Below are 24,926 nucleotides of genomic sequence, written 5' to 3'. Positions count from 1 at the left end.
ATGCTCCCTCCTTTTTAGAACACATGGGGATCACGATGACAAAACAAGCGGGCTCACAATCGTGGAGAGAAAATCGACTGACTTCTCGTTTGGGACTCCAATATCCAATCATTCAAGGCCCGCTCGGAGGCTTGTCTTCGCAGCGGCTTACGGCAGATGTTTCGAACTATGGGGGACTCGGGTCGTTCGGTGCTCATGGACTCAAACCGGAGGCTATCCGCAAAGTCATTCGCGAGATCAAGGACCTCACGTCAAAGCCATTTGCGATGAACCTATGGGTTTCCATGGAAGAGGAAGGAGCCTTTACCTCGACGGAAGAGGCGTTCCATCGCAGCCTCTCTCCTCTGGCAAAGCATATTGAAAGCGTCGGAGGAGCCAAGCCCTCCTACCGCCCCTACGAACCGATTCGTTTCGAAGATCAGGCAGGGGCTCTCCTGGAGGAGGGGATTTCCGTATTCAGCTTTATTTATGGCGTTCCCTCCAAAGAGATTTTGGATGAGTTTCGCCGCCAGGGAACCGTGCTGATTGGAACGGCGACCACCGTGGACGAAGCGATTGCCTTGGAGCAAGCGGGCGTCGACGTGATTGCGGCCTCCGGCTTTGAGGCAGGCGGCCATCGCGGCTCCTTTCTGCAGCCGCCCGAAGATTCTCTGACTGGAACGATGGCACTGGTGCCGCAGGTCGTCGATGCCGTGAGGCTCCCGGTTGTCGCCGCAGGAGGAATTGGAGACGCGCGCGGAATCGTGGCAGCCTTCGCCCTGGGAGCGGAAGGCGTGCAGATGGGTACCGCCTTTCTTGCGTGCGAGGAGTCGGGAGCGAACTCGCTTCATCGTAAGGCGCTCCTGAGCGGTCAAGCTAAGCAGACTGCTCTTACGCGCGGGTTCACTGGAAGACTTGCTCGCGGCATCAAGAACCGCCTGCTCGACGAACTCAACCAAAAGGATATAGAGATCCTGCCTTACCCACTTCAACGTGCACTCGTGCGGCACTTATCGATTCCGGCCGAGAAGGCAGGGAGACCCGAATTCCTTCCTCTCTGGGCGGGACAGAGTGCCAACCTATCGCGGTGTACAGACGTGCACGCACTGCTCGACACGCTTGTAAACGAAGTTTCTGAGATCGGCGGTGCTGTACAGAGTTGGAGCGCACATCGTCAGCCCACGAACACGCAAGAGTGATTGATCCGCTAACAAGAGAAAGCAGATGGAAAACAGGGTGAGACGAATGCATCGCGGATCCCAAGGTCTAATTGGGTCGTTTCGGTGCGTGCGGTTTTATTCACACCACGAAGACATGGAGTACAAGAATGAGAGTTGAACTTTTTCCACCCGACTCTGACACGGGGCCGCGTCACTGGGTGCGGCATGATCAGGCTTTCGCGATGATGTGGGGGCCCGGCTCAATCGAGTGGGGCTCAAAGCGTTCCGCGCTGGAAAAGTTCGACTACACGGCGGGCGACTTAGCACTGTGCCATCGTCATGAGGGGGAGTGGGTTGGACTTATGAACGTACCGCATCTGCAAATCGGTATTTCCGATGCGGCCCTGATGGCCAGCTCTGACGGAGCTTACGGCGAGGTAGAACTGCGCCCTTCACGCAAGTTTGCTGACTCTCGCCTGAGTGCGCTGGTTGCGGCCGCTCGTGCGGAGATGGTTGCTGGCTTTCCGAGCGGGCGGCTGTTTCTAGATTCTGTCGAACAGGCGATGGCCGTAGCGCTGGTCAATGGTCATGCAGTAAGGCACCGTCCTGTGCAGGTATCCCGAGGCGGACTGGGCTCAGCGCGCTTGCGAAGGATTAAAGAGTTGGTCCATGCGCAGATGGAAGACGACCTGAGTCTCGACGAGATGGCGCAATCGGTAGGATTGAGCACAGCTCATTTCGCGCGGATGTTTCGCAAGTCAACGGGCGAGACCCCGCATCAATTTGTTCTGCGCCAAAGGGTCGAGCGTGCTAAAGCGATGTTGCGTGCTCCGGGTGCGCGAGTATTGGACGTGGCCGTGGCCTGTGGCTTCAAAACTCAGCAGCACTTTGCGCAGGTCTTTTGTGACGTGTGTGGAGTTAGTCCGACCCAGTATCGCCAGGATTTTCTGAACTCCGAAGTGATTTGGGCTTCGGAAACCCATTCCGAAGATGCGCTACGCCTGTGATTTGGAGTTCTGCCTCTGTGTGCATGAATTAGCAAGATTCCGACCATCCCAGCAGAAATCCGCACAACTCCTTATACGATGTGCAGTTTACTGATAGTTGTGAGCAGAGGTCGGTGCCAATCGGTCGGAACTTACGCAACACAGAACACTCTTAAAAGGCTGAGTGTGAGGTTCCAGGAATTCTATGAGCCGCATAGACTCGCGAGACTAAATCACGAGCAAAAGGAGAATCACATGAGTCAAACAGCCAGTAGCTTTAGGCAACAGAAGTATGACGCCGGTGTAACGAGAGTCGCCATGAACCTGGAGGCCGACGTCATCCCCGTGTCTGACGTCGAGCGATCCAAGCAGTTCTACCAACTCTTGGGTTGGAGGCTCGACGCGGATGACGCCCCGGCAAAGAACGTTCGCATCGTCCAGTTCACGCCCCCGGCTCTGGGTGCTCGGTTACCTTCGGCAATGGACTAACGGTGGCAGCGCCCGGCTCGGCCGCGGCGGCGCTGATTGTCTCCGACATCGAAGCGGTTCATGTCGAACTCATCCGCCGTGGCATCGACGCGAGTGAGATGTGGCACGGCGCGCCGTTCTCGCCGGAGGCACGGCTTCCCGGCCCCGATCCCAAGCACACGAGCTACGGGTCGTTCTTCTCCTTCAATGATCCCGACGGTAATACGTGGCTGGTCCAGGAGGTCACAACGCGGCACCCCGGTCGAATCTGATACGGCATTCGCATCGACGGCACACCAAGTGACTCAGGGCGTTCTGGCTCGATAATCCTTCAACATATGAAACTTTCATTCACTACACCTGCCGGTTTTGGACCGGCGTACGGAGAAAAATAAGGATGACCACTTCTCAAACAATCAACGCAGTGGCTGGTTCAACCCAGGAAGGCACGAAGGTGCAGTACACCGCCAAGACCCATACTGCGGGCGGTCGGCGCGGCGGCGTTTCGCGCAGTAATGATGGCCGCTTAGACGTTAAATTCTCGTCTCCCATAGTCCCGGGAACTGGTACGAATCCGGAGCAGTTGTTTGCTGCTGGTTGGTCAGCCTGTTTCATTAGCGCGATGGGGGTTGTGGCCAGCAAGATGAAGGTCAAACTTCCGGCTGAAGTAGCCGTAGACGCCGAAATAGACCTGTGCAATTCTGGCGACGTTTACTTCCTCCGAGCACGGCTTGACGTCAGCCTGCCGGGCTTGGAGCGCGAAGTCGCCCAGGCCATTGTGGACGCCACGCACGGCGAGACATGTGCCTATTCCAACGCTACTCGGGGCAACATCGACGTGACGATCAACGTGGTGTAAGCCGGACCTGTAGCAGACCGTTTTACAAGGACTGCGTCGGCTCTTGCGGGCTGTGATTGCTGCAAGAGCGTGACGAACTATGACTTCAATCTTGATGCAACGAAGGAGAAAAATATGAAACTGTCGCAAACATACCGAACGGCTTTGATCGCAATTGCAGGATTCCTACTGACACCGATGTTTTACAGGGAGCGGTTGCCCAGACGAACTCCCCTCAAGGGGCTAGAAACATTGTCATTGTTCACGGCGCGTGGGCCGATGGATCAAGCTGGTCCAAGGTGATTCCGCTGCTTCAAGCCAAGGGATTGCATGTGGTCGCCGTGCAGAACCCATTGACCTCGCTGACTGACGACGTCGCCGCCACCAAGCGCGCCATCGCATTGCAGGATGGCCCTGTACTGCTAGTGGGCCATTCCTATGGGGGAGTGGTTATCACGGAAGCAGGAAACGATCCCAAGGTAGTCGGGTTGGTCTATGTGGCTGCGCTTCCGCCTTCGGATGGTGAGTCGGTTGCTTCGATCTCCAAGCCGTATCCGCCGACTCCGCTAGGCAGCGAAATTCATGCGGATGCTGATGGCTTTCTGACGCTGACTCCAAAGGGAATCGCTGAAGACTTAGCCCAGGATCTGCCAGACAAGGAGAAGCAGCTGTTGATGGCGACACAGGGTCCTACGGCAGCAGCTGTTTTTGGGGCCACAATCACGACCGCCGCGTGGAAGACCAAGCCATCGTGGAGCGTGATTGCCACCAACGATCGCGCTGTTTCTCCGGAGCTTGAGAAGGCCGGAGCGGCTGCAATGAAGGCTACCTCGATCACTGTTTCATCCAGTCACGTGCCAATGCTTTCTCAGCCGAAAGCAGTCGCAGACCTGATCGAGCAAGCTGCAGCAAAAGCCGGGAGCCGATGATCCCCGTTCATGAAGACGCAGAAATGAGTACTGCCACTCGCGGAGCATTAGCCGGTTCGAGGTGGTCAAGGAGGCACGATTTTATGGCTAAAAAACTAGCTCTACTGGCAATTCGCCTGTTTGTATCCGTGAACCTTTTGTATGCAGCCATCTTTCTCAAGTTTGCAGGGGTGCCAGGTTCGGTGGCCCTGTTCACGCAGATGTCGCGAGCGGTCCACGGGTTAGTATCTCAGCCGGTGTTCCGGCTAGGGTCGGGGGTATTCGAGACGGTTGTGGCGGCTCTACTCCTGATTCCAAAGACAGCCAGATTGGGAGCGGGATTGACTGTTGTGTGGATGAGTGCCGTAATTCTTAGTCACATTTTCGTGTTGGGATATGGCTGGTTCTTTGTCGATGCTCTCATGGTGATGGTACTGGCTGTCATTTATCTCATGCTGACACGTAGGCACCCCCATTGGGGAGAACCCGAATTTTTTCCGAAAACAAAAGGCAATAACACAAGGAGTGTCTTATGAGCAGTTCCAGCACAGGATCGACACAGAGCCGCCGCTCGTTCTGAGATAGATAAGGATGTGCCAGTATCTCCTTCTGAACGGGATGAGCATCCTTGCGCGATAAGGACTGATCTCATCTCAGTTCCACCGAGTCCGAGATGGGTCGAAGAGGGTAAATCGCCGTTGCTTGATTTGAGAGAGGTCGACTCTGGAAACGTGCTACGGCCTGTTAGCGACATTCGAGATCATTAGTCATCGAAGATCAGCGAGACCCACTCGCCATTTCTGATCGCGGGCATTCTGAAGGAGTTTGTCGCCGGCGGGTTGCGTCACGTATGGGCGCTGTGCGGTGAGACCGCCGTCAAGGGTCAAGGACTGTCCTGTGTAATAAGACGATCGGTCCGAAAATAGCCATGCCACTGCATCGGCGATCTCCTCCGGGCGTCCAATCCGGCCAATGGGATGCACCGCACTCATTTCGTCGAGCGCCTCTTGAGTGCCAAATACGTCGAGCAACATGTCAGTTCTAATCGCACCAGGACTCACTGCGTTAACCCGAATACCATATCTCCCGCATTCGATCGCGGCAGTCTTGGTCAAGCCGAGCACAGCGTGTTTGCTGGCCACGTAGGGTCCAGCGGTTGGAAATGCTAGCAGGCCGCCAACTGAGGCAGTATTGACGATTGAGCCCCCATGCCCTTGCGCCATCATCTGTTTGACCTCATCCTGAAGCAGCAGAAACAGGGCTTTTACATTCACAGCGAAGATGCGGTCAAAACTTTTCTCGGTCTGATCTGTGAGCAGCCGGTTTTCACCGGAGATCCCGGCATTGTTAAATACGTAGTCGAGCCGTCCGAAGGCTTCGAGAGCGAACGGTACGATACGCTTCACCTGCTCGGGTTGGCTGAGATCTGCCTGGATGAACGCCGCAGATCCGCTGTTGCGTTTGATGTCATTGACGAGCAGTCGCCCCTCGCTTTGCCGCCTTCCCGTGAGGACTACCTGAGCGCCTAGTTCAGCTACACGCCTTGCAGCAGCAGCGCCAATGCCACTGTTTCCACCGGTGATGAGTGCCACCTTTCCAGCAAATTCCAACTTGTTTCCCATTTTCTTGTCTAACACTCCTCGAACTTGTTTTTCATTTGGCGCCAAGTGACAGATGGGCATGTCGGGGCGGATGATTGTCGTCGACCAAGGCAAACTTCAATGCCGAATGGCCCTTCGTTCAACGATCCACCTCTGGCTTGATGGATATCGTCTGCAGCATCTGCAGCAATCGGAATAACACGCAGGAAGAAGATTTATTCCCACATCCAGGCTGGACACAAGGAACGCATCTTGCGAAGCGAGGTAATAGGGCGACGGAGCGACGCTCACAAGAACGAGGTGTAATTATTTAGGACTATTCCGGTATATCGCGGAATAAGCCGCTTGTGACGGTGTTCTGCTTCCAAGAGGCCGGCCCTGCTCTTCGCTCAAATGCGTGCTGGCCGGTCGTCACGGACGGTGTAACCATGTTTCTCGATGTACTTCTCATGCCAGCGACGCAGCCTCTTGGAAATATCAACCCCTCTCGAGATGTCGGGAATGGCCGAAAAACATCCGATAAAACTCAGTCTCCTTATGCCAAGCGATTGGGGATGGTTGCGTTGGTCCTCGCCGTTGCGTGTATGGCCCGAGACTCTATTGCCCAAACGGGGAAAGAGTCGATCGATGTGCCTCCGCACTCCAGGCTTCTGCTACGGGCCGTCGGAAGTGGAGATCAAGTTTACGGCTGCGTCAATGGCCGTTGGGCATTGGAGGCCCCGGATGCCAGGCTCCTCAATCAGGAGGGATCTGTCATTGGACGACACTTTGCAGGTCCTACGTGGCAGCTCAATGATGGTAGTTGGGTAAAGGGAAGGGCCGTCGCCAAACAGATTGCTTCCGATGCGACCGCGGTGCCGTGGTTGTTGCTTGAGTCGGTCGGCGGTGCAGGGAGGTTGGGGGCGGTACGATTTATCCAGCGTACTGGGACACACGGGGGAAATGCGCCTGACGGTAGTTGCAGCCAGAGCGCAATGCGCAGAGTTCCTTACACAGCGACATATTTTTTCTATGAAGCGGGGCAATGATCAAAAAAATGGCGCTCATAGCTACAAAGGACACGGCATCGGCAACGGCCTCCATCGGGAATGAGATTCAGAGTCGTCGAAGCTATTTATTCGCACGGGAATAAAAACAGTGCCGCCGTGTTCTTTCTTATAGGGAAGCCAGTGAGGCTCCTCTCCGCTCTTCGCGGAAACGACGTATGTCGGGTCTACAACTTAGATCAAAAACCTTCCGCTGCAGGAACGTCACTGGAAATCGGGTATCCCCCGTGCGGATCGAAACTCAAAGCATTTCACCTTCGCAGAGGAATTTATTCGCGAGCGCAATGGATCAAGTGGTATTTCGAGGACAAATAACTTCCCCAATTTGAATGGACTTCGCCTATGAGTCAGCTGCTGTTGTTTGTTTTGTTTCTCGTCGTTCGGGCCGCTTGTATCGCTGACCCGCCCCTCCAGAAACCTGCTTCAATTTCTCTCGCTAACCGACGAAAGGTTTTATGAAAATTCTTATCGCTTGTATACCGGCACCCGGACACCTCAATCCACTTCTGTCCATTGCCTCGCTCTTGGTGGAGTTCGGCCACGAGGTCGCCGTCCAGGTCAACGAAGAGCTGCGTCCCGCCGTCGAAGCCGCCGGCCATGGCTTTCTCTCAGAGATTCCCAACGCTCAAACCTCAGGAGGCTATTACTTCGAGACGCACCCCGAGCGTATGCAGAAGTCGCCCGGTATGGAGATGACCGGTTACGATCTCGTCCACTTCTTTGCCCGCAACATCGCCGCTCAGTCCGCCAGCCTCAAGATGGCGCTTTACGACTTCCAAGCCGATCTCATTCTCGCTGACTCCCTCTACTGGGGTACGCTCCCCATGCTCGTCGGCCCCCGCGACAAACGCCCGGCCATCGCGCACCTTGGGGTCACCGTCATCAATATCGGCAGCGGTAAGAACATTCCCATGCGTCCCGACGAGACTCCGGAGGAACGCGATGCAGAACTGCAACTCCGGGAGAGCTTGATACTTCAGCCCGCGCAGCAGGCAGTCAATGCCGCCCTCGCCAATCTTGGTTATCCCGCGCTTCCATGGCCCATTCTCGAAGCCATGACCACACTACCCGATCTCTATCTGCACCCTGGCATCGAGAGCTTCGAGTATCCTGACTTCAAGTCGAAGGTGCAATACATCGGCGCGTTGCCCATGCCGGCGGGCCAGCCCAAACTGCCCGAGTGGTGGCAGCAGATCGACCGCACCAAACGCCTTGTATTGGTCACGCAGGGCACCGTTGCCAACCGCGACTTCGGCCAGGTCATCGCCCCGGCGCTCGTCGCGCTCGGTGGCAGGGAAGACGTGACCATCATCGTTACCACGGGTGGGCAGCCAGTCGAGTCCATTCCTGTTGCCATCCCCTCCAACGCCCGCATCGCCTCGTTCCTGCCCTACGCGCAGATCATGCCGGAGATCGACCTCCTTATCACTAACGGTGGCTACGGCACTGTAAACATGGCGATCTCGCACGGCATTCCGATTATCTCCGCTGGCCTCACCGAAGATAAGGAAGAGGTATCCGCTCACGTCCAGTGGTCCGGCGCAGGGATCGATCTGCGCACCAACCAGGCGACCCCTGAGGCCATCAGGCACGCGGTCGACGAGATCTTCACGCAGCCTGGTTACCGTGAACGCGCTCAGCAACTCTCGCTCGAGTTCGCCAGCCACGACCTCGAAGCCGAACTGCTCAGCCTTATCGAGGAGTGCGTCCGCGACACCGTCAGCGCGTAACTCCACGCCAGACGCGCCCTCGTCGCTGCACAACTTCCCGTGCAGAGCGAGTCTCCATCTCTTGCCTCGAACCTAGAAAGGAAAGCATGATGTCTTCGACCTCCCTTGAGCTTCAGCCTCTCGAACTCCCGCGCTGCGATCTACTCCGTCCCCTCGGCGCTTTTGAAGAGCTCTTCTGCCTCTTCGACCAGAGCTTTCCCACTAATGGCGCACTTGCGGCCCAGATCACCGGCCACACAACCGTCGAGCAGTGGCACGATGCGCTCGACGCAGTACAGCGACGCCACCCACTGCTCTCTGCCTGCATCGACACCAACTTCAACCGCGTCCCTCACTTCCGTCGCGTCGCCGGCCAGCGTATCCCGCTCCGCGTGGTTAGATCGCCCAATGCCCGGTGGCAGCGGGAGATTGCCGAAGAAGTAAACGAACCATTCACTCCCGATCAGGCTCCTCTCTTCCGTGCTGTACTGCTCCATCAGGAGACGCACTGCACCTTCATCCTCTCCTCTCATCACGCTGTCTGCGACGGCTCCTCCCGTATCTTTCTCCTGCGTGATACGCTCCTCGCTCTCAACGGACATGTGCTCGAGGCTTTGCCACTGGCGCCTTCTCGCGAAACTCTCTTCGGGGCTCAACAGCGTATCTCCACCGAACCCGGCCTGCCATCCTTCGCCGCTCAGCGCCCTCTCCTACCGCATGTGGAAGGAATTAAGCTCGCGCCAGAACAGACCACCGCACTCCAGCGCCGTGCTCGCGAGGAAGGCGTCACCATCCACGCCGCCATCTCCGTCGCGCTTGCTATCGCGGGCAGAGCCGTCGATGAAAGCTGGCGCAATAACCCGGTACGCATCATGTCGCCGGCTGAGATCCGCGACATGCTCGGCCTCAAAGATCAATGTATGGTCTCCTTCGGCGGCGGTGAGATCTCCATCGCGCCAAGCGCCTCGATGACCTTCTGGGAACTCGCACGGTTCGCGAAAGATGGCCTCTCTGCCGTCAAGAGCAGAGAGAATATATCCAGGATGATCGATCTCCAATCCAGAGCCGTTTCCTCCAACCTCACCGTCGAACAGGCGTTTCAACTCAAACGAAATGCGTTCAACGCACAGGTCATGTTCTCCAACCTCGGACGTCTACCATTCGACAGCAATTTCGGACCGCTAAAACTTGAGACCCTCTGGGCACCGTGTGCACTCCGTGGCGTCGAAGGAGAGCAGACCCTTGGAGCAGTCAGCGTCAACGGCTCGCTGCACCTTACGCACACCAGCCCCGCGCCAATCCCCGGCCTGCTAGCTGGCCTGGAAGAGGTACTCCGCAAAGCCTGCGTAGTCTAACCCGATTCCCAAACATGACATCGGTAGTAGATCAAGCCGTTACGTCTGCCTAGGATGCGATATATCTATGCAATCAATGACGATTGACCATCTATGATGCGGACCCCGAATTTCCAGGAACGACCCATCCTCGACGGACTATTTCCAACGAAGAGAGAGAGTGAGAGACGTATCAGTGCACCTTTTAATGAAGCTATCCGGCGTATCGTGGCATCTGCAATTATTAGCAATTAATCCCGGCTTCTTGATTTGCGGAGAGCAGAGAGTGGAATGTCGAACGGTATCGTGCAGGATAGAAGGTCTGTGAAACACCTTTGTCGCGAAGAAATGAAGATGTGATCAACACCGCCTTCGAGCACACGGAGCGCGGTCACCGTTTCACCTCCCCTCTCTGTTAAAGCGAGTCTCGCGAATACATCCATTTACCGCCTCTGGCCCAGCAAATTATGTTCCTGGCCCATCTCCGAACTAGTTCTTAGAGGGCTCAGCAAACTGAGATGGGCGCACTCGAGGAAATACAGAAATTGTGTATGACGCTGACGAACAGTTCCTCCGGATGGGAATAGATTCTGCGGTTTGGTGTTTAGTAGAGAGTGAACAAATATGTCATGGAATCACGACGGTATAGACCAGGCCGACACAGCCGGCATCGAGCATCTCGACGGGCTGTACAGCTACGCGCGGGTCTTGACCCGCAATCACGCAGAAGCAGAGGATCTGGTACAGGAAACATACGTTCGCGCCATGCAGGCAATGGGGAGACTACGAGCGGATAGCAACATGAAGAGCTGGCTTTTCACTATCTTGAGAAACGTCTGGTTTAACAAGTTGAGGAAATGGCGAAATGGTCCGCAAATGGTCGAGATCGAAGTTGAGGATGGCGTCTCCAACGGCATCGTAGAGCCTTCCAAAAATGCCTACGATCTTTACGTTAGCAAGTTGGAGACCGCGCAAGTGCGAGCGGCGATTCAGGAGCTGCCAGTAGAATTTCGCGAGATTATCCTACTGCGGGAATATGAAGATCTCTCTTATCTGGAGATTGCGAGTGTATTGGACTGTCCGGTCGGAACAGTGATGTCGCGTTTAGGGAGAGCGCGCGCAAAGCTTCGTACCTTGCTTTCAGAAACGCTGAAAGGGTCTGATTCGCCGCCACTGAGAGGTGCAAAATGACGGGTTGCAATGATTACGGCGCTAACGTTCAGCTCTTCCATGACAGGGAATTGAGCGGTCGGGAGCTTGAAGAGTTTCGAGCTCATCTAGAAGAATGCGAAAACTGCAGGGCAGAGCTTGAAGCGGTAGAGGAGTTGTCCCATCTCCTCCATCGGTCTCGGCCGCTGTACAGTGCTTCGGACGATCTGCGCAGGCGGGTTATGCAAATGAAGGAACTGCTCCCTGCTTCAGCACCTAACGCATCTCCCCGCCTCCGAAAGCGTGTCTTGAAGCTTTTAGCGCATCCATTGCAACCTGCCGGGCGTAGCGTTCTCCGTTGGCCGATGTTGGTGGCTGCAATTCTTCTCATTGTTGCAGGACTTCTGCCAATACCAGGCATTCTGCGGCAGGCGAGCGCTAACAGTTACATCGAAGCGGCAGTTGCGGCCCACCGCAGTTCTCTGAACGGCAGTCTCCCACTTGAGATCAAGTCCGAATCGCCCAACTCAGTCACCGCATGGTTTGCGGGTAAAGTGCCTTTCAACTTTCGGCTTCCCGAGGCCGCGGAGGAAGTGGGACACGAGCAGGTCTACCGGCTAACCGGAGGACGCCTGGTCAACTACAAAGACGGATATGCTGCGCTGGTTTCTTATCAGATGCAGCAGCAAAGGATCAGCCTTCTGGTTTCCTCAAGCAAATCTGCCACAGCTGCCGGGGGGAAGAAGTCCATTCCGGTGGAATAGTTTTCCACTACAGCAAGCAGATGGGCTTTGCTGTCATTACCTGGAGCACTCACGGGCTCACGTACGCTCTTGTGTCGTCTTTACCTGGCTCTGGACGGCAGTCCTGCATGGTGTGCCACCAAAATATGGCGAGTGGCGATCACTTTTAGCGCGCATTATTGTGTCGTTCGAGGGCTACCGGCGCTATGTATGGGAGTACCATCTGCTGGAGTATATCCAGGCTGGGTCAAAACCGCTCTTGGCTCGGACGCGGCGCGCCTTTTCGTGCACGAGAGCATCTATCGAGTTCTACGGAAGCACTGATATCGTGTGCTCAACGTCAGAAACTCGGCGATGGGTTTGATCCCGAGACCACCCCGGCCCCTAACACACCCCTTGGCCAGCGGGGACATAGGTCTCGAAAATCCATGTGGTCTCGAATTGCGCCATGCTATATCGGTAAACGCAGTAAGACCTGCAGCCTTTATGTGAAGGCTTTGCCGGCATGAATTAATGGCCACCCCACTGGCTATGGCTCGCGAAAGCGGTAACCGATGTAGCTGTCAGTCAGAATGTAAATTGGGTTGGCAGCGTCGTCTTCGAGTTTCTTGCGGATCTGACCGATCAGAACCCGAAGGTAGGCGCGTTCGTTTCCAAAGCCAGAACCTCGCAGAGCACAGAGCAGTCGAGCATACGTAATCGGCCTGCCAGCATGCGTCATCAGAAGCTGCACAGCATCAAATTCGCGCGGCGTCAGGTGTATCTCGACCCCAGCCCGTTCGACGCGCCGCCGGACCGGATCGAGCATGATGGCGCCGTTCGAGATAGGCATCTCGGCGGGAGTTTCCGGGGCGCGAAATCGTCGAACAGCAGCACGGATTCTGGCCGTTAGCTCACGTGTCTGAAACGGCTTGGTCACGTAGTCGTCGGCACCAGCCTCCAATGCCTCGACTTTGTCATCTTCACTGTCGCGGACCGTGAGCATAAGAATCGGCAGTTTTGTGTAGATGCGCCTGATGCGCCGGCAGGTTTCTATCCCTCCGATTCCAGGCATATTAATATCGAGCAGGACTGCCTCATAGTCAACCATGCGGAGCCGGACGAGGCTATCCTCTCCGTTGCTGGCCTCACCTACATCGAATCCTAGGAGATCAAGGGTCGTGCGCAAACTGCGCCGCAACGGGGAGTCATCTTCTACAATCAGCAATCGTCCTTGTGAGTCGTCCATATGTCAGGCTTCCTTGTGTATGCGTGGCAGCGCGAAAAAGAACGTTGTACTTGCCTCCAAATCGCTCTCAACCCACACTCTGCCGGTGTGAGCTTCAGCAATTCGTTTGGCCACTGAGAGGCCGATGCCGGTTCCAGGAGCTTTATGTTGAGAGCCGGGAGACCGATAGAAGCGCTGAAAGATCCGTAATCTTTCTTCAGGTGCAATGTAAGAACCCTCATTTTGTATGTTGAACACGACCTCTGCATCGTTCGATGTGACGCGCAGCGTGATTGGCGAACTGGGGCTTGCATATTTCGAAGCATTATCGAGCAGCTGTAAAAGAGCCATCTCCAGCAAACGGCGATCCGCCCATACGTAGTTATCTGAGGTCTCGTCAACCACGCGCAAAGGATGGTCCGTCAAAGTATCAGCGGCCTCCGCTCGACAGAACTGGAACAATCGATCCAGGCCAATCCTTTCGTGATCTACCTCAAGTTGGCACTGGTCCAAATCTGCAGTCCGGAGTACCAGATTGGTCAGCTTGGCCAGACGCGTCGCTTGTTGATCGATCAGTGACACGAGTTCTTTCGCTGGATATTCAAGACGGCTGATTTCCAGCAATCCCGAGCTTGCACTTTGGATAGTTGCCAGGGGCGTTTTGAAGGCGTGGGCCAGTCCATCGAGAACAGTGGACCGGAGTTGTTCGCTCCGTTTCGCAGCCTCCGCATTACTCTCCGCGGCAAAAGAATGCGCTCTCTCCAGGGCCATGGCCGAAAGGGAAGCGATCGCGTCCATAGAACGAGCATCCAGGCTGCCGTGGGGAGCATGACCTGCAATGCAGATCGAGCCGACAGGTCTTGTTCCTAGTCTCAAGACACGCTTGAATTTGCAAGCTACCAGATCGTTCTCAGAAAGCTCATGAAAATAAGTTGCGCGAACTTCATCGTCAGGGATGGCACCTTCTCCCGCCTTGTCCATTCGTACCTCGCGTGCGTCCCAAAGGGACACGGCATCAACTTGAAAAGTGTCAGCAATCAACCTTGTCAGTTGCGCACCCACTTCGTCGCGCCGGTCCAGCATGAGGATGTCGCGGCTTGTCAAATAGAGCTTCTCCAGTCTCATCCGTTCGCTCTCGGTCTGAATTGCTTTTCTTTTAATGCGGTCCGCGAAGTGACCCGCCGTCAAAGCGACCGTCGCAAATATTCCTGATGAGATCCAGTCCTGCGGGTCCCGCTCGTAAAGAGAGAAGATCGGCGCCATGTAGAAATAGTCCAGGCATGCGACGGCCAATAGGGAGGCGACCACCGCTTCAGGAAACCCCCATCGGAACGCGATGAGCATCACGAGAACCATTTCGGTGAGGCCCGCGGTCAATGCTTTGCCGTGGCTCAGATAGATGGTGCCTGTGAGTAGTGGAACAACGGGAACGATGGCGACGATTTGCAGCAGGCGCCTGGTCACATGCGAGTACTTCATCTCTAAACATTAGGATACTGCTGATTTATCGATGATTCGCCTCGGCACTCTATCTGGAATCAAGAAAGTTGTAAGCAAACCATAAATGTTTTGTACGTAGTTAGGCCCCAGTTATCGGAAGTGATCTTTCATGAGACATGGCAGCCGTTGTGCTGACAGATTGGAGAACAACCATGGCCTCTCACGGAGGAACCATACGTCCCGCTTCACCCTTAGCTTCACCTATTTCGGAGACCTTGCTTTCGCTTGAGCATCAAACTGCCGCATCGTTTCAGAAAAACAGTGAATTCTTTTTTCACATCGTTCGCAAACTTTCCGGAGCCGTTATCTTTCCGGTGCGATTGCTGTCTTATTTGTGCTGTTCTCCTTGAGCGGCCTTCGCCTCGACGCGCAATCTACGTTTGGAAGCATTCGCGGAACGGTCGAGGATAGCTCAGGCGCTGCTATCCCGGATACGCAGATTACGCTGCACAGCATCGACGAAAATACCGACCGCACGGTGACGTCGGATGCAACAGGTAGCTATGGTTTTGAAAACGTACTAGCGAACAGGTACAGCATCCGGGCGCGGCACGACGGATTCGCCGAGACTGTGGTTGGTGGAATCACCCTGGCAGCCAGGCAGGATCTCCGGTACACCGTCCAGATGAAAATCTCCGAACAGGCGACCACCGTAGAGGTGACCTCTTCTGCGAATCAGATCAACACAGAGAATGGCGTTATCGGAGACTCGAAGGGAACGGGCGATATCGGCCAATTGCCGCTTAATTTTCGTGCTTCGACCACCAGCCCCCTTGCTGCACTGGCCACTTCTTCAAACGTGCAACAGGATAGTCAGGGAAATATCGCCATTGGCGGCGCAACCTCAAATATGATCGGCTTCTCGGTCGACGGCATCTCAACGACGAATGTCTTCAACAGCGCCGCTGGTGCGAATCCGTATCCTTCTCCCGAGGGAATCGCGGAACTGAAAGTTACAGCATTCAACAACAATGCTGAGTTTGCGCAGGTCGGTGATGTCACATTCACGACCAGGGGCGGAACGAACAACTTTCATGGAAGCCTCTTCGAATATCTTCAGAACGATGCACTCGATGCTCGCGTGTTGAACTTTGCGGAGAAGGCGCCGAAACATTTCAATACATTTGGCGGCAGCATCGGTGGTCCGGTAGTTATTCCGCATCTCTATAACGGCCACGACAAAACATTCTTCTTCCTTGACTACGAGGGTAATAGGAGACGGACATCGCAAGCAGAGCAATACACGGTACCGACTCCACTCGAAAGAACTGGAAACTTAGGTGAGCTTGCGTCCACTCTTCCAAACGGGGTTTTGACTAACCCGTCCACTGGACAGCCGTACCAGAACTTCACCATTCCGAATATCAGCCCATTCGCAACGGCGCTGCTCAATAAGTATTACCCGCTTCCGAACGCCACTCTCAGCGGCGGCGCCAACTACCAGACACTGGTTCCGATTCCATCGAATACAGATGGGTTTGACGCTCGTCTTGACCAGGTTCTTACGTCGAAGCAGCAGGTATATGCGCGCTTCAACCGAAAGAATCTTACTGTCAACGTTGTAAATCCGCTATTGCCAAACGATGTGGATAGCGAACATGATCGTAGCTTCCTCATCTCCCACAACTATGTGATCAGCGGTCGATTTCTGAATGAGTTTCGCTATGGCTTCACGGACACGATTCTATCCCCGAACTTCGGAATTGAAGGTGCGGCAGCTCTTCAAAGCCTGAATCTTCAGGTGGGTGGTGCCCAGGGCGTAAACGTTTCCAACCATCCGACAGATCAGGGATTCCCCAGCATCGTCTTCTCCGACGGAACTAATTTCACTCCAATCGGCAGAGACCACGTCGGACCCACTCAGTCTACGACCAAACAAATTGCGGACAATTTCACTTACAGCCGTGGCAGGCACACCATTCGTGCCGGTGTGGATGTTCGTTGGGTGCGCTTCGCTGTGCCTGAGATCGAGACGCCCTCTGATGATTATGGTCTATTCACCTTCAATCAAAAGACGTTTACCGGAAGCTCCTTTGGTGATCTTCTGCTTGGCGCTCCCAACACCACCTACTTCGCAGTAACTGGGCCGAGAGATGATGCAGGCGGCGCTCAGACGGGCATCTATGGGCAGGATCAGTGGCAGGTGAATGATCGCTTGACGCTTAGCTTCGGCCTGCGGTGGGAATTGCTTCCTCCCTTTGTCGACAAGAATGGTATCCAGGCCAACTTCGATCCCAACTACAAGGGGAAGGGCGCGAACGGTCAGGGTGCGGTCGTCGTCAATAACATCTTGCTGAACGGGCTTAAGCCGGCTCCCGACTTTCTGGCTTCGTTCAACGCCTGTGGTTTGGCCGGTATCAATCCCAACTACAACGCGACTACTTGTACTCCTGTGGTGACCAATGGGCAGGACGGGGTGTCGACAGGGCTTCGGCAGACTTATCTCCGTAACTTCGACCCGCGTGTGAGCCTTGCTTATCGTCCATTCAAGGACAATAAGACGGTAGTTCGCGCCGGCTTCGGGATATTCACTGTGACTGCTCTGGGGCAGCTCCAAAACAATAATGAGAGCAACCCGCAGGCTGCAGTGAACACCTGGCAAAACAACAACAACGGCGTGCCGCTCTTCACCCTTCCCCAGGTCACGCCACCGGGCGCAGGGCTGCAGTTTGGCGGCGGAACACTCGAGCAGGCTACGAATCCCCGCTATCGCGATGCACAGTCTGCACAGTGGAACCTCACGGTGGAACGGGAGATTACCTCCAACACCTCGGTGCGTGTCAGTTACGTGGGCATGAACTCCTACCGGCTCAACGTTTCGGAGAACCTGAATCAGACCAGACCCAGCACCACAACCTATAACCCCGCCAACGCTCCATTCCAGAATTGGGGAGTCATCTTCTCGACGAATAACCTTGGCGGCCAGAACTACCAGGGGCTTGAGTTGGAAGCTACTCACCGAATGGGAAGGGGGCTGTCTTATCAGGCCAACTACGCCTGGACCCACAATATCAGCGACGCTCAGGGCGATGCTCCTACCGCGTTCCAGGGCGAGACTCGCTATGGTCTTGCGGATCTCAATCGCTTCGACATCAGTGCAAACCGTGGCAATGTTGTCGGAACGCGGCGTCAGCGTCTTCTTGTAGTAGGGACCCACGAGCTGCCATTCGGCAAGGGACGACAGTGGTTGAACTCTTCACCCGTTGTCGGCGGCATCCTCGGCGGTTGGAATCTCAACACAATCACGCTGCTGCAAACAGGGCCGTACCTGACTCCAACCGACAGCATTTCCGCTGACCAGACCAACACCGATCCGGCAGGAGATGGATCGATTGTCCGCCCTGATAGGGTCGGCAATCCAATTCCCGCCAATCGGTCTGCGAGTAATTATTTCAACTTCAGTGCGTTTGCCCACACGCCGCTCAATGCGGGACGGGTTGGCAACGCTGGTGTCGGTACTCTCGAGGCGCCCGGAACGATCGCAGTCAGCGCTGGCCTGGCCAAGCTGATCGCTGTCAGAGACAACTGGCGTCTGCGCTTCGAATCGACGTTTACCAATGTGCTGAACCGCACGAACTATGCCCCCCACCGACGAACATAAGCAACGGAACGTCCTTTGGCGTGCTCGGTGTTAATGGTCCTCAGACGGCGGAAAACGCTGGTAACCGTACGGGTCAGATCGCACTGCGGGTTGAATTCTAGTTATCGATTGGAGGCAAAGCCAGTCGTCATCGGGCAGGGCGGAGCATCACGATACTCCGCCCTGCCTGAGGCCGCCCCTCCCAAAAGTGGAGTTCGCATTCTGGATGGATCGAACTGCCCAAATCAATCGAGGTAAACCGTGGTTTTGTTATGGAAGGGAGTATGCCGGATATATTTTACCGGTTTTGAAGACGCCCCTTTGTTTTGGTCGGTTGATAACGGAGACAGGGGCACGAAGATCAAATGTCAGCGCGTAGTGATGGCAGGAAGCTTTGAGACCGTTGTGGTGCCTGAGCAACAAGCGCAGCCGCGTGCCTGGCTTTCCTTTAAGAGGGCGAACGTCTACAAGCAAAACGACGGAGTTGTTGTGGTGATCGACTGGACACCGGCGGCTTTGCGTAATCGGGAACTGCATGGAGCATTTGCAGGAGAACTCTAGATGACAACGACAGGCCTTATATGAAGCATGTTTGAACGTCGAAGCGCTTTCGGGCAACTCGGAAGTTGAGTCTTGGTTGGTGATAAGGGGCTTTGCACTCATCTGAACCGGTTATCGAGAGAAGCACGTGGGCGGAACCCGCACGGTAGCAAATAGCACCGATTGTGCCAGTTTTTCGGACTAATCCGACTTCTAAGCCCTTTACTGCTAATAAAATACGTGTGGAGCGGACATACGGTGTGGGTGTGGGTTCTAAAAACCGGCCCTAACGGTGGCCCTCTCGTCCGCCCAATTCTTCGGCACGTCTTCCGATTCTCTTGAGCACCTCTTCCATCTGGCGCTGCTCCTCGGGCGAGACATCCTGAAATGCACGTTTGATGAGAACTGCGTGTTGGCGGAAGATCGGAGCGAATACTCGGCGTCCCTTCTCCGTAAGCGAAACCGTGCGAACGCGGCGATCGCTCTCGCTCTCCACACGACTGACCAACCCCTTCTTGTACAGTCGATCGACTGCTACGCTGACGGATCCGGGGTTGAGGTCTACCTCCGGGCCAAGGGCGTTGACGGGCATTGGCCCTTTGTCCAGTAGAACGTCAAGGACCCGGAAATCCGAGTCCCCCAAGCCCTGCTCGAGGATGGGAGGGAGAGCCAGGTAACGGATCGCCCGTAAAGCCTTCAACATCATGGACCAGGTGTGAACCGCTTCCGGCGTTTTTCTGCGTTGCATAAAAATGAATCCCTTCTCAGTATAGTCGACATCATATATATCGACATCGATAGAAACGACATCGATAGTGACGCCTTTGAAGAGCGCAAATCGATGGCGACTTTACTTCGTATCAGATTCAGAAGCGACAGGTGACCGCGGAAGGAGCTGGGCTATGTCGGACAAAATTCATGAACTGCTAAACCGCAACCTCCAGGAGGTTTTCGGTGAAGGCGACGCCGCCCGCCGTCGTGCGGCAATCGAGGAGCTCTACACCGATGACTGCGTCCTCTATGTGCCTCCCGGCGTTTTCGTCGGGCACAACGCATTGGACAAGTTCGCGGGCGACCTGCGTGCGACTCACCCTCACTTCGTGTACTCGCCTCACGGCGAACCGCAGGCGCTCCATAACGCCGGCCGTCTGGCGTGGGGATCTGGTCCGCGTGGCGAGAAGCCCGACTACGCCGGCCTGGACGTGATCATCGTGCGCGACGACAAGATCGCTGCGCTCTATGTGTTCCTCGATTCGGTGCCATCATGACACAGCGGAGTGTTCTCGCTGGGCTCGACCAGGTCGGACAGCTAGAGCATTCCTCAATTTCAAACAAGGAGCAGAAGATGTCTACGATATCAGACACGGTAGCGATTCCGGCCGACGACCCACGACGGAATCTAGTGGTTGCCAACTCCGATAACAGCAATGCCCTGCATCTCGCACTCGCTGGCGACACCTACACGATCCTGCTGTCCGGAATGGATACTGCAGGGCGATTCACTTTGATCGATATGCATGTTCCTCCCGGAGGCGGCCCTCCCCCGCACCGCCATGATTTCGAGGAAACCTTTATTCTTCTCGACGGTGAACTGCAAGCGACCTTCCGAGGAGAGAAGCGTGTTGTTCGCGCTGGAGAAACGATCCATATTCCAGCGAACGCTCCACATCAATTCCATAACTCCTCGTCGGAGCCGGTGAGGATGCTTTGCATCTGCTCGCCGGCAGGGCAGGAGGAGTTCTTCAAAGAGTTGGGAACCGTGGTTGCAACGCGTACCACTCCGCCTCCCAAGGTTGATGCAGCGCAGGAAGCAACGTTAATCAAGAAAGTGATGGAACTAGCTCCGAAGTACCGAACCGAGCTACTCAAAGAGGCAAAGTAGGCCGTTTCGAGGGGAAGCACCGGCCTGAAATCGACCAGTGCTCGCCCAGGTGCCCAAGGGACTAAAGTATGTACCCGACGAATCGGCTTGCTTAGATGTTGGTGTTATCTTTCGTTGTGAGAAGTGGGTTGTCATACAAAAGGTAGTCGATAAGAGGACTCCAGAAGGCAATCCGCCTTTATTTCACCGCACCGTTTCTTTCAGACGATGCATCTTCTCCATGCAGGTGGCTGCCAATGCCGTCCAACCCGTCTGATGACTCGCTCCGGTACCTCGACCGCTGTCACCACAGAAGTATTCACTGAAGAGCACGAGGTTTTTCCAGTGTGGGTCATCAATGTAACGTTGTTCGTTGCCATGGGATGGGCGACGACCGTCGGCATCACGCAAAAAGAGGCCGACCAGCCTGCGCGCTATCTCTTCCTGGACTTCCTGCAGCGTGAGCATTTTCCCGCTTCCAGTGGGACACTCCACTGTGAAGTCGTCGCCATAGACAGCGTGATAAGACGACAGGGAATTCAAGAGCAAGATGTTCATGGGGAACCAGACGGGTCCGCGCCAGTTACTGTTTCCGCCGAACATGCCACTGTCTCCTTCTCCCGGAACATACTTGACTACCAGAGTCTTTCCGGCTAATTCGACCTGATACGGATTGCCTTCATGGTATCTGGAAAGGCCCCGGACGCCATGGTCTGAGAGAAATGCAGTTTCATCGAGAAGCCGTGTGAAGATCCGTAAAAGACGTTCCTTGGGAACAAGAGCAATAAATTTAGAGCCAGCGAGTAATGGATCCGAGGTCTCTACGTCGGAAACATGTTTCGCAAGTTCAGGCTTGTTTGCAAGAAACCATTGCATCCGCTTGCGAAACCCCGGTAGCCGATCAACATCTTCTTTGTGAAGGATGCAGATGGCATACAGAGGAACGATGCCAACGATCGAGTGGACCTTGAGCGCCCTCGGCGGCTGATTCGCCGTAGTTAATTGGTCGAAGTAGAAGCCCTCCTCTTCGTTCCACAGGCCGGTTCCGCCAAGTCCATTGATGGCATCGATGATGGCAATATAGTGCTCAAAAAATTTGCTGGCGATGTCTTCGTACGCAGGGCGAGTCTGTGCGAGTTCGAGTGCGATGAGCAGCATAGATGAGCAGTAAAGTCCCATCCATGCCGTGCCGTCTGCCTGATTGAGGCTGGTTCCATCGGGCATCTTGATCGAACGATCGAAAACCCCGATGTTATCCAATCCGAGAAATCCGCCGCCAAAGAGATTGTGACCCTTCTGATCGTTACGATTGACCCACCAGGTAAAGTTCAACAGCAACTTCTGGAAGGCACGTTCCAAAAACTCAATGTCCTTCACTCCTTCATTCCGCCGAGCGTCTATCAAGTAAACGTGCATTACGGCCCATGCATGTACAGGCGGATTGACGTCTCCAAAAGCAAACTCGTAAGCGGGCATCTGACCGTTCGGATGCATGTACCACTCACGCAAAAGGACAAGAAGCTGGTTTTTTGCGAAAACTGGATCGATCTCCGCCATGGGAATCATATGGAATGCAGTGTCCCATGCAGCGAACCATGGATACTCCCACTTGTCTGGCATAGAGAGGATGTCGCGGCAGTATAGATGCCGCCAATCAGCATTCTTGCCCATGAGGCGTTCTTTTGGAGGAGCCGGCTGAGCAGGGTCTCCTTCAAGCCAGCGCTCTGAGATGTAGTAATAGAACTGCTTCGTCCAGAGCAGTCCCGCGTAGGCCTGGCGCGAGACGTTGCGTTCATCATCGGTAAAGCTCTCCGGAATACGCTCTGCGTAAAATGCGTCCGCTTCTCTCTGACGCGCGGCGAAAACTTCATCGAACGCTAACTGGTTGATATAGGACGGCTCTTCGTTGTCTTCACGAACTAGCCGTAGCCGCAGCACAGAAGAGTCCCCCGCACCCAGCCGCAGACGATATACGAATGCCGACTTTGTACCTTTCAATTCTTTATTGACGGCCTCCATCTCTCCTCCGACCAAATACCGATCGAAGCCGTCTTTCGAATATCGGGGTGAGCCCTGATAATTCGAAACAAGTCGATGAAAGTTGGTGTCATTTTCCGTAAAGATGACCTCTTCCATCTTTGGTCCAGATCCATCAATCGCACAAAAGCGAAATCTACCAAGTATCTTGTGATTCGCAATCACGATACGGTCGCTCCCCTCCTGCATGCGCATCCAAGGGCGTGTCTCTTCGCCCGGTTCCAAGTTGCGCCATGACCAGTTATTTCGAAAGGTAAGGGTGGGTGCGATAGTAAGGTCAGCCGCAGCGGGGCCGCGGTTCGAAATTGTCAGTTTGATAAATGTATCTTCGGGGCCGGCCTTCGCATACTCCACTTGTATGTCGAAGTAGCGTTCCTGATCGAAGATGCCTGTATCCAAAAGCTCGTACTCCGGCTGATCATATCCGCGCTTGCGATTGGTCTCGACGAGGTCATCGTAAGGAAAAGCCCGTTGAGGATATTTATATAGACCCTTGCAGTAGGAGTGCGTTGGTGTGGCGTCAAGATAGTAATATTGCTCCTTGACGTCCTCGCCGTGGTTACCCTCAGGATTTCCCAGGCCGAAGAGACGTTCCTTCAGGATGGGGTCGTTTCCGTTCCATAGCGACGTGGCAAAGCATAGCCGACACTCACGATCGGTCCAACCGAGGATTCCATCTTCGCCCCACCGATAGGCACGATATCTCGCCATGTCATGAGTAAAGTTCCATGCATTTCCATCGGGCGAATAGTCCTCCCGGACGGTGCCCCATTGCCGCTCTGGAAGATAGGTTCCCCAACGCTGCCAGTTCTCCTCGCGAGAATTGGATTTCGCAAGTCTCGCATCTTCTGTCGTGCCCGGTAATTGACTGAATGCTCGCTGCTGTTTTGACGTCGCACTATCAGTCATGATCTTCACACCGTTTCGCTTGAAGTCTGAATGCTGAAAAATAAACGATTCTGAATTTTGCGGTACTTCATCAAAGCAGGCTATCTAATAATCCAAAGGCTGTGCCCAGCTACTCATAATGTAGCGCACAACGCTTCCCATGCCAGTTGCTCATCTTACTCCTGATACAAAAATTCCAGCACTCGGGCGCGGTGTCGCCTCCAGTCGCGAAATGCGGCGGGTGGGATAGAAGAGTCGGCGATTGGGACCAGATCAGGGAATGCCGATCCGAGGTGACCCACAAAGGAATGCAGAGAGATGTCGATGCATCCCCAGTCAATTCTGGGCCTTCCTCTGACTTGCAACCCGCCCTGCGTCGTTCCGTCCCAGGGCACCTCGCCACTATTGTTGACAGCGCGGATATCCACGAATGGCAAAGGTACACCTTGCCCGGCACCGAAGCTGGGCCATTTCCAGGAACTCTCGACTGTTCCGGATCGGCGAATATATTCACTGTCGTTGCTTCTTACGCGTGAAATAGGTGCCCTCAAAGGAAGAGCGGGCCGCATTGAATGCAGCCCGCTCCCAACTGCAGGCCTGGGTCTAGGGATTGCAACTACCCGGATGAGAGTCATCGGGATCGGTGCAGAGCGGGCCCAACTGTGTTTTCTGATCCGGCACACTGATCATCGCGAAGGGGCCAGCCTTGTGTTCGCCGTTGAACGGAGTGAACTTGGTGGGGTCGTTGGCGGGGAAACCACAGGCGGCAGCGTCTTGAGGATTGTTGAACCAGAACCCTACGTGGAAGGTGTTCGTAGGTGGAAGCGATGCATCCGGATCGAAGCCGAAGATCTGATCGAGCAGGATTGTCTTGATGCGAACATGGCCGTCGTCGCTGTGATTTCCGATCTGAATGTCCGACTGATACCACGCGAGGCCGAAGCTGCCCTTGAAGTTCGGATCGGGCAATTTATCCGACAGGAACGGACTACGTTGTACCGTGAAGAGGTCGAAGGCAAGGCCCGGCTTGAATCCATCGAGGTCCAGAATCATAGTGTCATTGAGTTTGCCGCGAATCACCGTAGCCCGGGCCTTGGGCTCTTCATACGAGGACTTGCGAAGGCAATCGACAAACTTTGGATTTGCCACCAGATCAAAACTGATTTCATCTTTCTTGTCCTGTGCGGAAGCTGCGATCGGAGCGACAACTGCCCCCATGACGGTCGCCAAAGCAAAGATGATCGTGCCCGACTCCAGATACCTGCAGCACTGCGCGAACTTGTCGTTTTTCATTGCATCTTCTCCATTTCATTTAGAATTAGACCGAACCACGAGGCTCGACCGGTTCGCCCTCTTTGATGGGAGGGGGATGATTGAACGCGGGTCGTGGTA

General features: G+C 55.0%; 22 protein-coding genes and 1 pseudogene. 17 read left to right on the top strand and 6 right to left on the bottom strand.

From position 1 onward, the window contains the following. Positions 1 to 23: 23 nt before the first annotated feature. From RBB80_RS30680 to RBB80_RS30650, 7 genes are all read left to right on the top strand, one after another. A complete protein-coding gene (locus RBB80_RS30680; RefSeq protein WP_433965907.1) occupies positions 24 to 1,178 on the top strand; it encodes an NAD(P)H-dependent flavin oxidoreductase in 1,155 nt (384 codons plus the stop codon). A gap of 179 nt (positions 1,179 to 1,357) precedes the next feature. Continuing rightward, entirely contained in the window at positions 1,358 to 2,146 is a 789-nt protein-coding gene (locus tag RBB80_RS30675) for a helix-turn-helix domain-containing protein (RefSeq protein ID WP_433965906.1), read from the top strand. Between the two features lie 234 nt (positions 2,147 to 2,380). Beyond that, positions 2,381 to 2,614, top strand: a complete 234-nt coding sequence (locus tag RBB80_RS30670; protein ID WP_433965905.1) for a hypothetical protein — start codon at positions 2,381 to 2,383, stop codon at positions 2,612 to 2,614. A 2-nt stretch (positions 2,615 to 2,616) separates the two neighbouring features. Next, entirely contained in the window at positions 2,617 to 2,865 is a 249-nt protein-coding gene (locus RBB80_RS30665) for a hypothetical protein (protein ID WP_433965904.1), read from the top strand. Between the two features lie 125 nt (positions 2,866 to 2,990). Further along, positions 2,991 to 3,452: an organic hydroperoxide resistance protein gene (locus RBB80_RS30660; RefSeq protein WP_433965903.1), complete on the top strand. Its 462-nt coding sequence runs from the start codon at positions 2,991 to 2,993 to the stop codon at positions 3,450 to 3,452. A gap of 278 nt (positions 3,453 to 3,730) precedes the next feature. Next, positions 3,731 to 4,360 (top strand): alpha/beta hydrolase, encoded by a 630-nt coding sequence (locus RBB80_RS30655; RefSeq protein WP_433965902.1) that lies wholly within the window; start codon positions 3,731 to 3,733, stop codon positions 4,358 to 4,360. 83 nt (positions 4,361 to 4,443) lie between these two features. Next, positions 4,444 to 4,875: a hypothetical protein gene (locus RBB80_RS30650; protein ID WP_433965901.1), complete on the top strand. Its 432-nt coding sequence runs from the start codon at positions 4,444 to 4,446 to the stop codon at positions 4,873 to 4,875. Positions 4,876 to 5,106: 231 nt separating this feature from the next. Here the strand turns inward: RBB80_RS30650 and RBB80_RS30645 are convergent, their stop codons facing one another. Continuing rightward, positions 5,107 to 5,961: an SDR family NAD(P)-dependent oxidoreductase gene (locus RBB80_RS30645; RefSeq protein WP_433965900.1), complete on the bottom strand. Its 855-nt coding sequence runs from the start codon at positions 5,959 to 5,961 to the stop codon at positions 5,107 to 5,109. A 407-nt stretch (positions 5,962 to 6,368) separates the two neighbouring features. Here RBB80_RS30645 and RBB80_RS30640 point away from each other — a divergent pair, with 407 nt between their 5' ends. From RBB80_RS30640 to RBB80_RS30615, 6 genes and pseudogenes are all read left to right on the top strand, one after another. Continuing rightward, positions 6,369 to 6,968, top strand: a complete 600-nt coding sequence (locus RBB80_RS30640) for a DUF3455 domain-containing protein (RefSeq protein ID WP_433965899.1) — start codon at positions 6,369 to 6,371, stop codon at positions 6,966 to 6,968. 473 nt (positions 6,969 to 7,441) lie between these two features. Then, entirely contained in the window at positions 7,442 to 8,716 is a 1,275-nt protein-coding gene (locus RBB80_RS30635; RefSeq protein WP_433965898.1) for a glycosyltransferase, read from the top strand. Positions 8,717 to 8,802: 86 nt separating this feature from the next. Beyond that, the gene (locus tag RBB80_RS30630; protein ID WP_433965897.1) at positions 8,803 to 10,050 is read left to right on the top strand and encodes a phthiocerol/phthiodiolone dimycocerosyl transferase family protein; all 1,248 of its coding nucleotides are present in this window, start codon (positions 8,803 to 8,805) and stop codon (positions 10,048 to 10,050) included. 603 nt (positions 10,051 to 10,653) lie between these two features. Further along, positions 10,654 to 11,220 (top strand): sigma-70 family RNA polymerase sigma factor, encoded by a 567-nt coding sequence (locus tag RBB80_RS30625; RefSeq protein WP_433965896.1) that lies wholly within the window; start codon positions 10,654 to 10,656, stop codon positions 11,218 to 11,220. Next, positions 11,217 to 11,318 (top strand): annotated as a pseudogene (locus RBB80_RS30620) (zf-HC2 domain-containing protein); the annotation flags it as partial. The gene RBB80_RS30625 and the pseudogene RBB80_RS30620, both read left to right, overlap by 4 nt. 108 nt (positions 11,319 to 11,426) lie before the next feature. Further along, positions 11,427 to 11,942: a hypothetical protein gene (locus tag RBB80_RS30615; protein ID WP_433970112.1), complete on the top strand. Its 516-nt coding sequence runs from the start codon at positions 11,427 to 11,429 to the stop codon at positions 11,940 to 11,942. Between the two features lie 508 nt (positions 11,943 to 12,450). On the opposite strand, the gene RBB80_RS30610 is transcribed toward RBB80_RS30615, so the two are convergent. Beyond that, positions 12,451 to 13,149, bottom strand: a complete 699-nt coding sequence (locus RBB80_RS30610; protein ID WP_433965895.1) for a response regulator transcription factor — start codon at positions 13,147 to 13,149, stop codon at positions 12,451 to 12,453. Between the two features lie 3 nt (positions 13,150 to 13,152). Further along, positions 13,153 to 14,607, bottom strand: coding sequence for a sensor histidine kinase (locus RBB80_RS30605; RefSeq protein ID WP_433965894.1), 1,455 nt, complete (start codon positions 14,605 to 14,607; stop codon positions 13,153 to 13,155). Between the two features lie 367 nt (positions 14,608 to 14,974). On the opposite strand from RBB80_RS30605, the gene RBB80_RS30600 reads away from it, so the two are divergent. Further along, entirely contained in the window at positions 14,975 to 18,229 is a 3,255-nt protein-coding gene (locus tag RBB80_RS30600; RefSeq protein ID WP_433965893.1) for a carboxypeptidase regulatory-like domain-containing protein, read from the top strand. A 240-nt stretch (positions 18,230 to 18,469) separates the two neighbouring features. Then, positions 18,470 to 18,769 (top strand): hypothetical protein, encoded by a 300-nt coding sequence (locus RBB80_RS30595; protein WP_433965892.1) that lies wholly within the window; start codon positions 18,470 to 18,472, stop codon positions 18,767 to 18,769. Positions 18,770 to 19,034: 265 nt separating this feature from the next. Here RBB80_RS30595 and RBB80_RS30590 read toward each other — a convergent pair whose 3' ends face one another. Next, the gene (locus RBB80_RS30590) at positions 19,035 to 19,496 is read right to left on the bottom strand and encodes a MarR family winged helix-turn-helix transcriptional regulator (protein WP_433965891.1); all 462 of its coding nucleotides are present in this window, start codon (positions 19,494 to 19,496) and stop codon (positions 19,035 to 19,037) included. A 154-nt stretch (positions 19,497 to 19,650) separates the two neighbouring features. On the opposite strand from RBB80_RS30590, the gene RBB80_RS30585 reads away from it, so the two are divergent. Together RBB80_RS30585 and RBB80_RS30580 are read left to right on the top strand one after the other, a co-directional pair. Continuing rightward, positions 19,651 to 20,016 carry a nuclear transport factor 2 family protein gene (locus RBB80_RS30585; protein ID WP_433965890.1) on the top strand — a complete coding sequence of 122 codons (366 nt, stop codon included), beginning with the start codon at positions 19,651 to 19,653 and terminating at the stop codon, positions 20,014 to 20,016. Between the two features lie 77 nt (positions 20,017 to 20,093). Then, complete coding sequence (locus RBB80_RS30580; protein WP_433965889.1) at positions 20,094 to 20,630, top strand: cupin domain-containing protein; 537 nt, start codon at positions 20,094 to 20,096, stop codon at positions 20,628 to 20,630. 183 nt (positions 20,631 to 20,813) lie between these two features. Here the strand turns inward: RBB80_RS30580 and RBB80_RS30575 are convergent, their stop codons facing one another. Then, on the bottom strand, positions 20,814 to 23,555 hold the full coding sequence (locus RBB80_RS30575; protein WP_433965888.1) for an MGH1-like glycoside hydrolase domain-containing protein: 2,742 nt from the start codon (positions 23,553 to 23,555) through the stop codon (positions 20,814 to 20,816). Between the two features lie 582 nt (positions 23,556 to 24,137). Next, the gene (locus tag RBB80_RS30570; protein WP_433965887.1) at positions 24,138 to 24,827 is read right to left on the bottom strand and encodes a hypothetical protein; all 690 of its coding nucleotides are present in this window, start codon (positions 24,825 to 24,827) and stop codon (positions 24,138 to 24,140) included. Between the last annotated feature and the right edge of the window lie 99 nt (positions 24,828 to 24,926).

Origin of the sequence: Tunturiibacter gelidiferens (assembly GCF_051013345.1) — a bacterium.
GTDB classification, from domain to species: domain Bacteria; phylum Acidobacteriota; class Terriglobia; order Terriglobales; family Acidobacteriaceae; genus Edaphobacter; species Edaphobacter gelidiferens_A.
Note: the sequence above shows the minus strand (reverse complement) of the source record. Positions and strands in the feature narration are given on the sequence as shown.

What these genes read in the sequence shown, in the direction of transcription:
- RBB80_RS30680 (WP_433965907.1), top strand. Translation starts at nt 24, where the DNA reads ATGGGGATCACGATGACAAAACAAGCGGGCTCACAATCGTGGAGAGAA.
- RBB80_RS30670 (WP_433965905.1), top strand. Translation starts at nt 2,381, where the DNA reads ATGAGTCAAACAGCCAGTAGCTTTAGGCAACAGAAGTATGACGCCGGT.
- RBB80_RS30660 (WP_433965903.1), top strand. Translation starts at nt 2,991, where the DNA reads ATGACCACTTCTCAAACAATCAACGCAGTGGCTGGTTCAACCCAGGAA.
- RBB80_RS30650 (WP_433965901.1), top strand. Translation starts at nt 4,444, where the DNA reads ATGGCTAAAAAACTAGCTCTACTGGCAATTCGCCTGTTTGTATCCGTG.
- RBB80_RS30645 (WP_433965900.1), bottom strand. Translation starts at nt 5,961, where the DNA reads ATGGGAAACAAGTTGGAATTTGCTGGAAAGGTGGCACTCATCACCGGT.
- RBB80_RS30640 (WP_433965899.1), top strand. Translation starts at nt 6,369, where the DNA reads ATGTTTCTCGATGTACTTCTCATGCCAGCGACGCAGCCTCTTGGAAAT.
- RBB80_RS30635 (WP_433965898.1), top strand. Translation starts at nt 7,442, where the DNA reads ATGAAAATTCTTATCGCTTGTATACCGGCACCCGGACACCTCAATCCA.
- RBB80_RS30630 (WP_433965897.1), top strand. Translation starts at nt 8,803, where the DNA reads ATGATGTCTTCGACCTCCCTTGAGCTTCAGCCTCTCGAACTCCCGCGC.
- RBB80_RS30625 (WP_433965896.1), top strand. Translation starts at nt 10,654, where the DNA reads ATGTCATGGAATCACGACGGTATAGACCAGGCCGACACAGCCGGCATC.
- RBB80_RS30615 (WP_433970112.1), top strand. Translation starts at nt 11,427, where the DNA reads ATGAAGGAACTGCTCCCTGCTTCAGCACCTAACGCATCTCCCCGCCTC.
- RBB80_RS30610 (WP_433965895.1), bottom strand. Translation starts at nt 13,149, where the DNA reads ATGGACGACTCACAAGGACGATTGCTGATTGTAGAAGATGACTCCCCG.
- RBB80_RS30605 (WP_433965894.1), bottom strand. Translation starts at nt 14,607, where the DNA reads ATGAAGTACTCGCATGTGACCAGGCGCCTGCTGCAAATCGTCGCCATC.
- RBB80_RS30590 (WP_433965891.1), bottom strand. Translation starts at nt 19,496, where the DNA reads ATGCAACGCAGAAAAACGCCGGAAGCGGTTCACACCTGGTCCATGATG.
- RBB80_RS30585 (WP_433965890.1), top strand. Translation starts at nt 19,651, where the DNA reads ATGTCGGACAAAATTCATGAACTGCTAAACCGCAACCTCCAGGAGGTT.
- RBB80_RS30580 (WP_433965889.1), top strand. Translation starts at nt 20,094, where the DNA reads ATGTCTACGATATCAGACACGGTAGCGATTCCGGCCGACGACCCACGA.
- RBB80_RS30575 (WP_433965888.1), bottom strand. Translation starts at nt 23,555, where the DNA reads ATGACTGATAGTGCGACGTCAAAACAGCAGCGAGCATTCAGTCAATTA.
- RBB80_RS30570 (WP_433965887.1), bottom strand. Translation starts at nt 24,827, where the DNA reads ATGAAAAACGACAAGTTCGCGCAGTGCTGCAGGTATCTGGAGTCGGGC.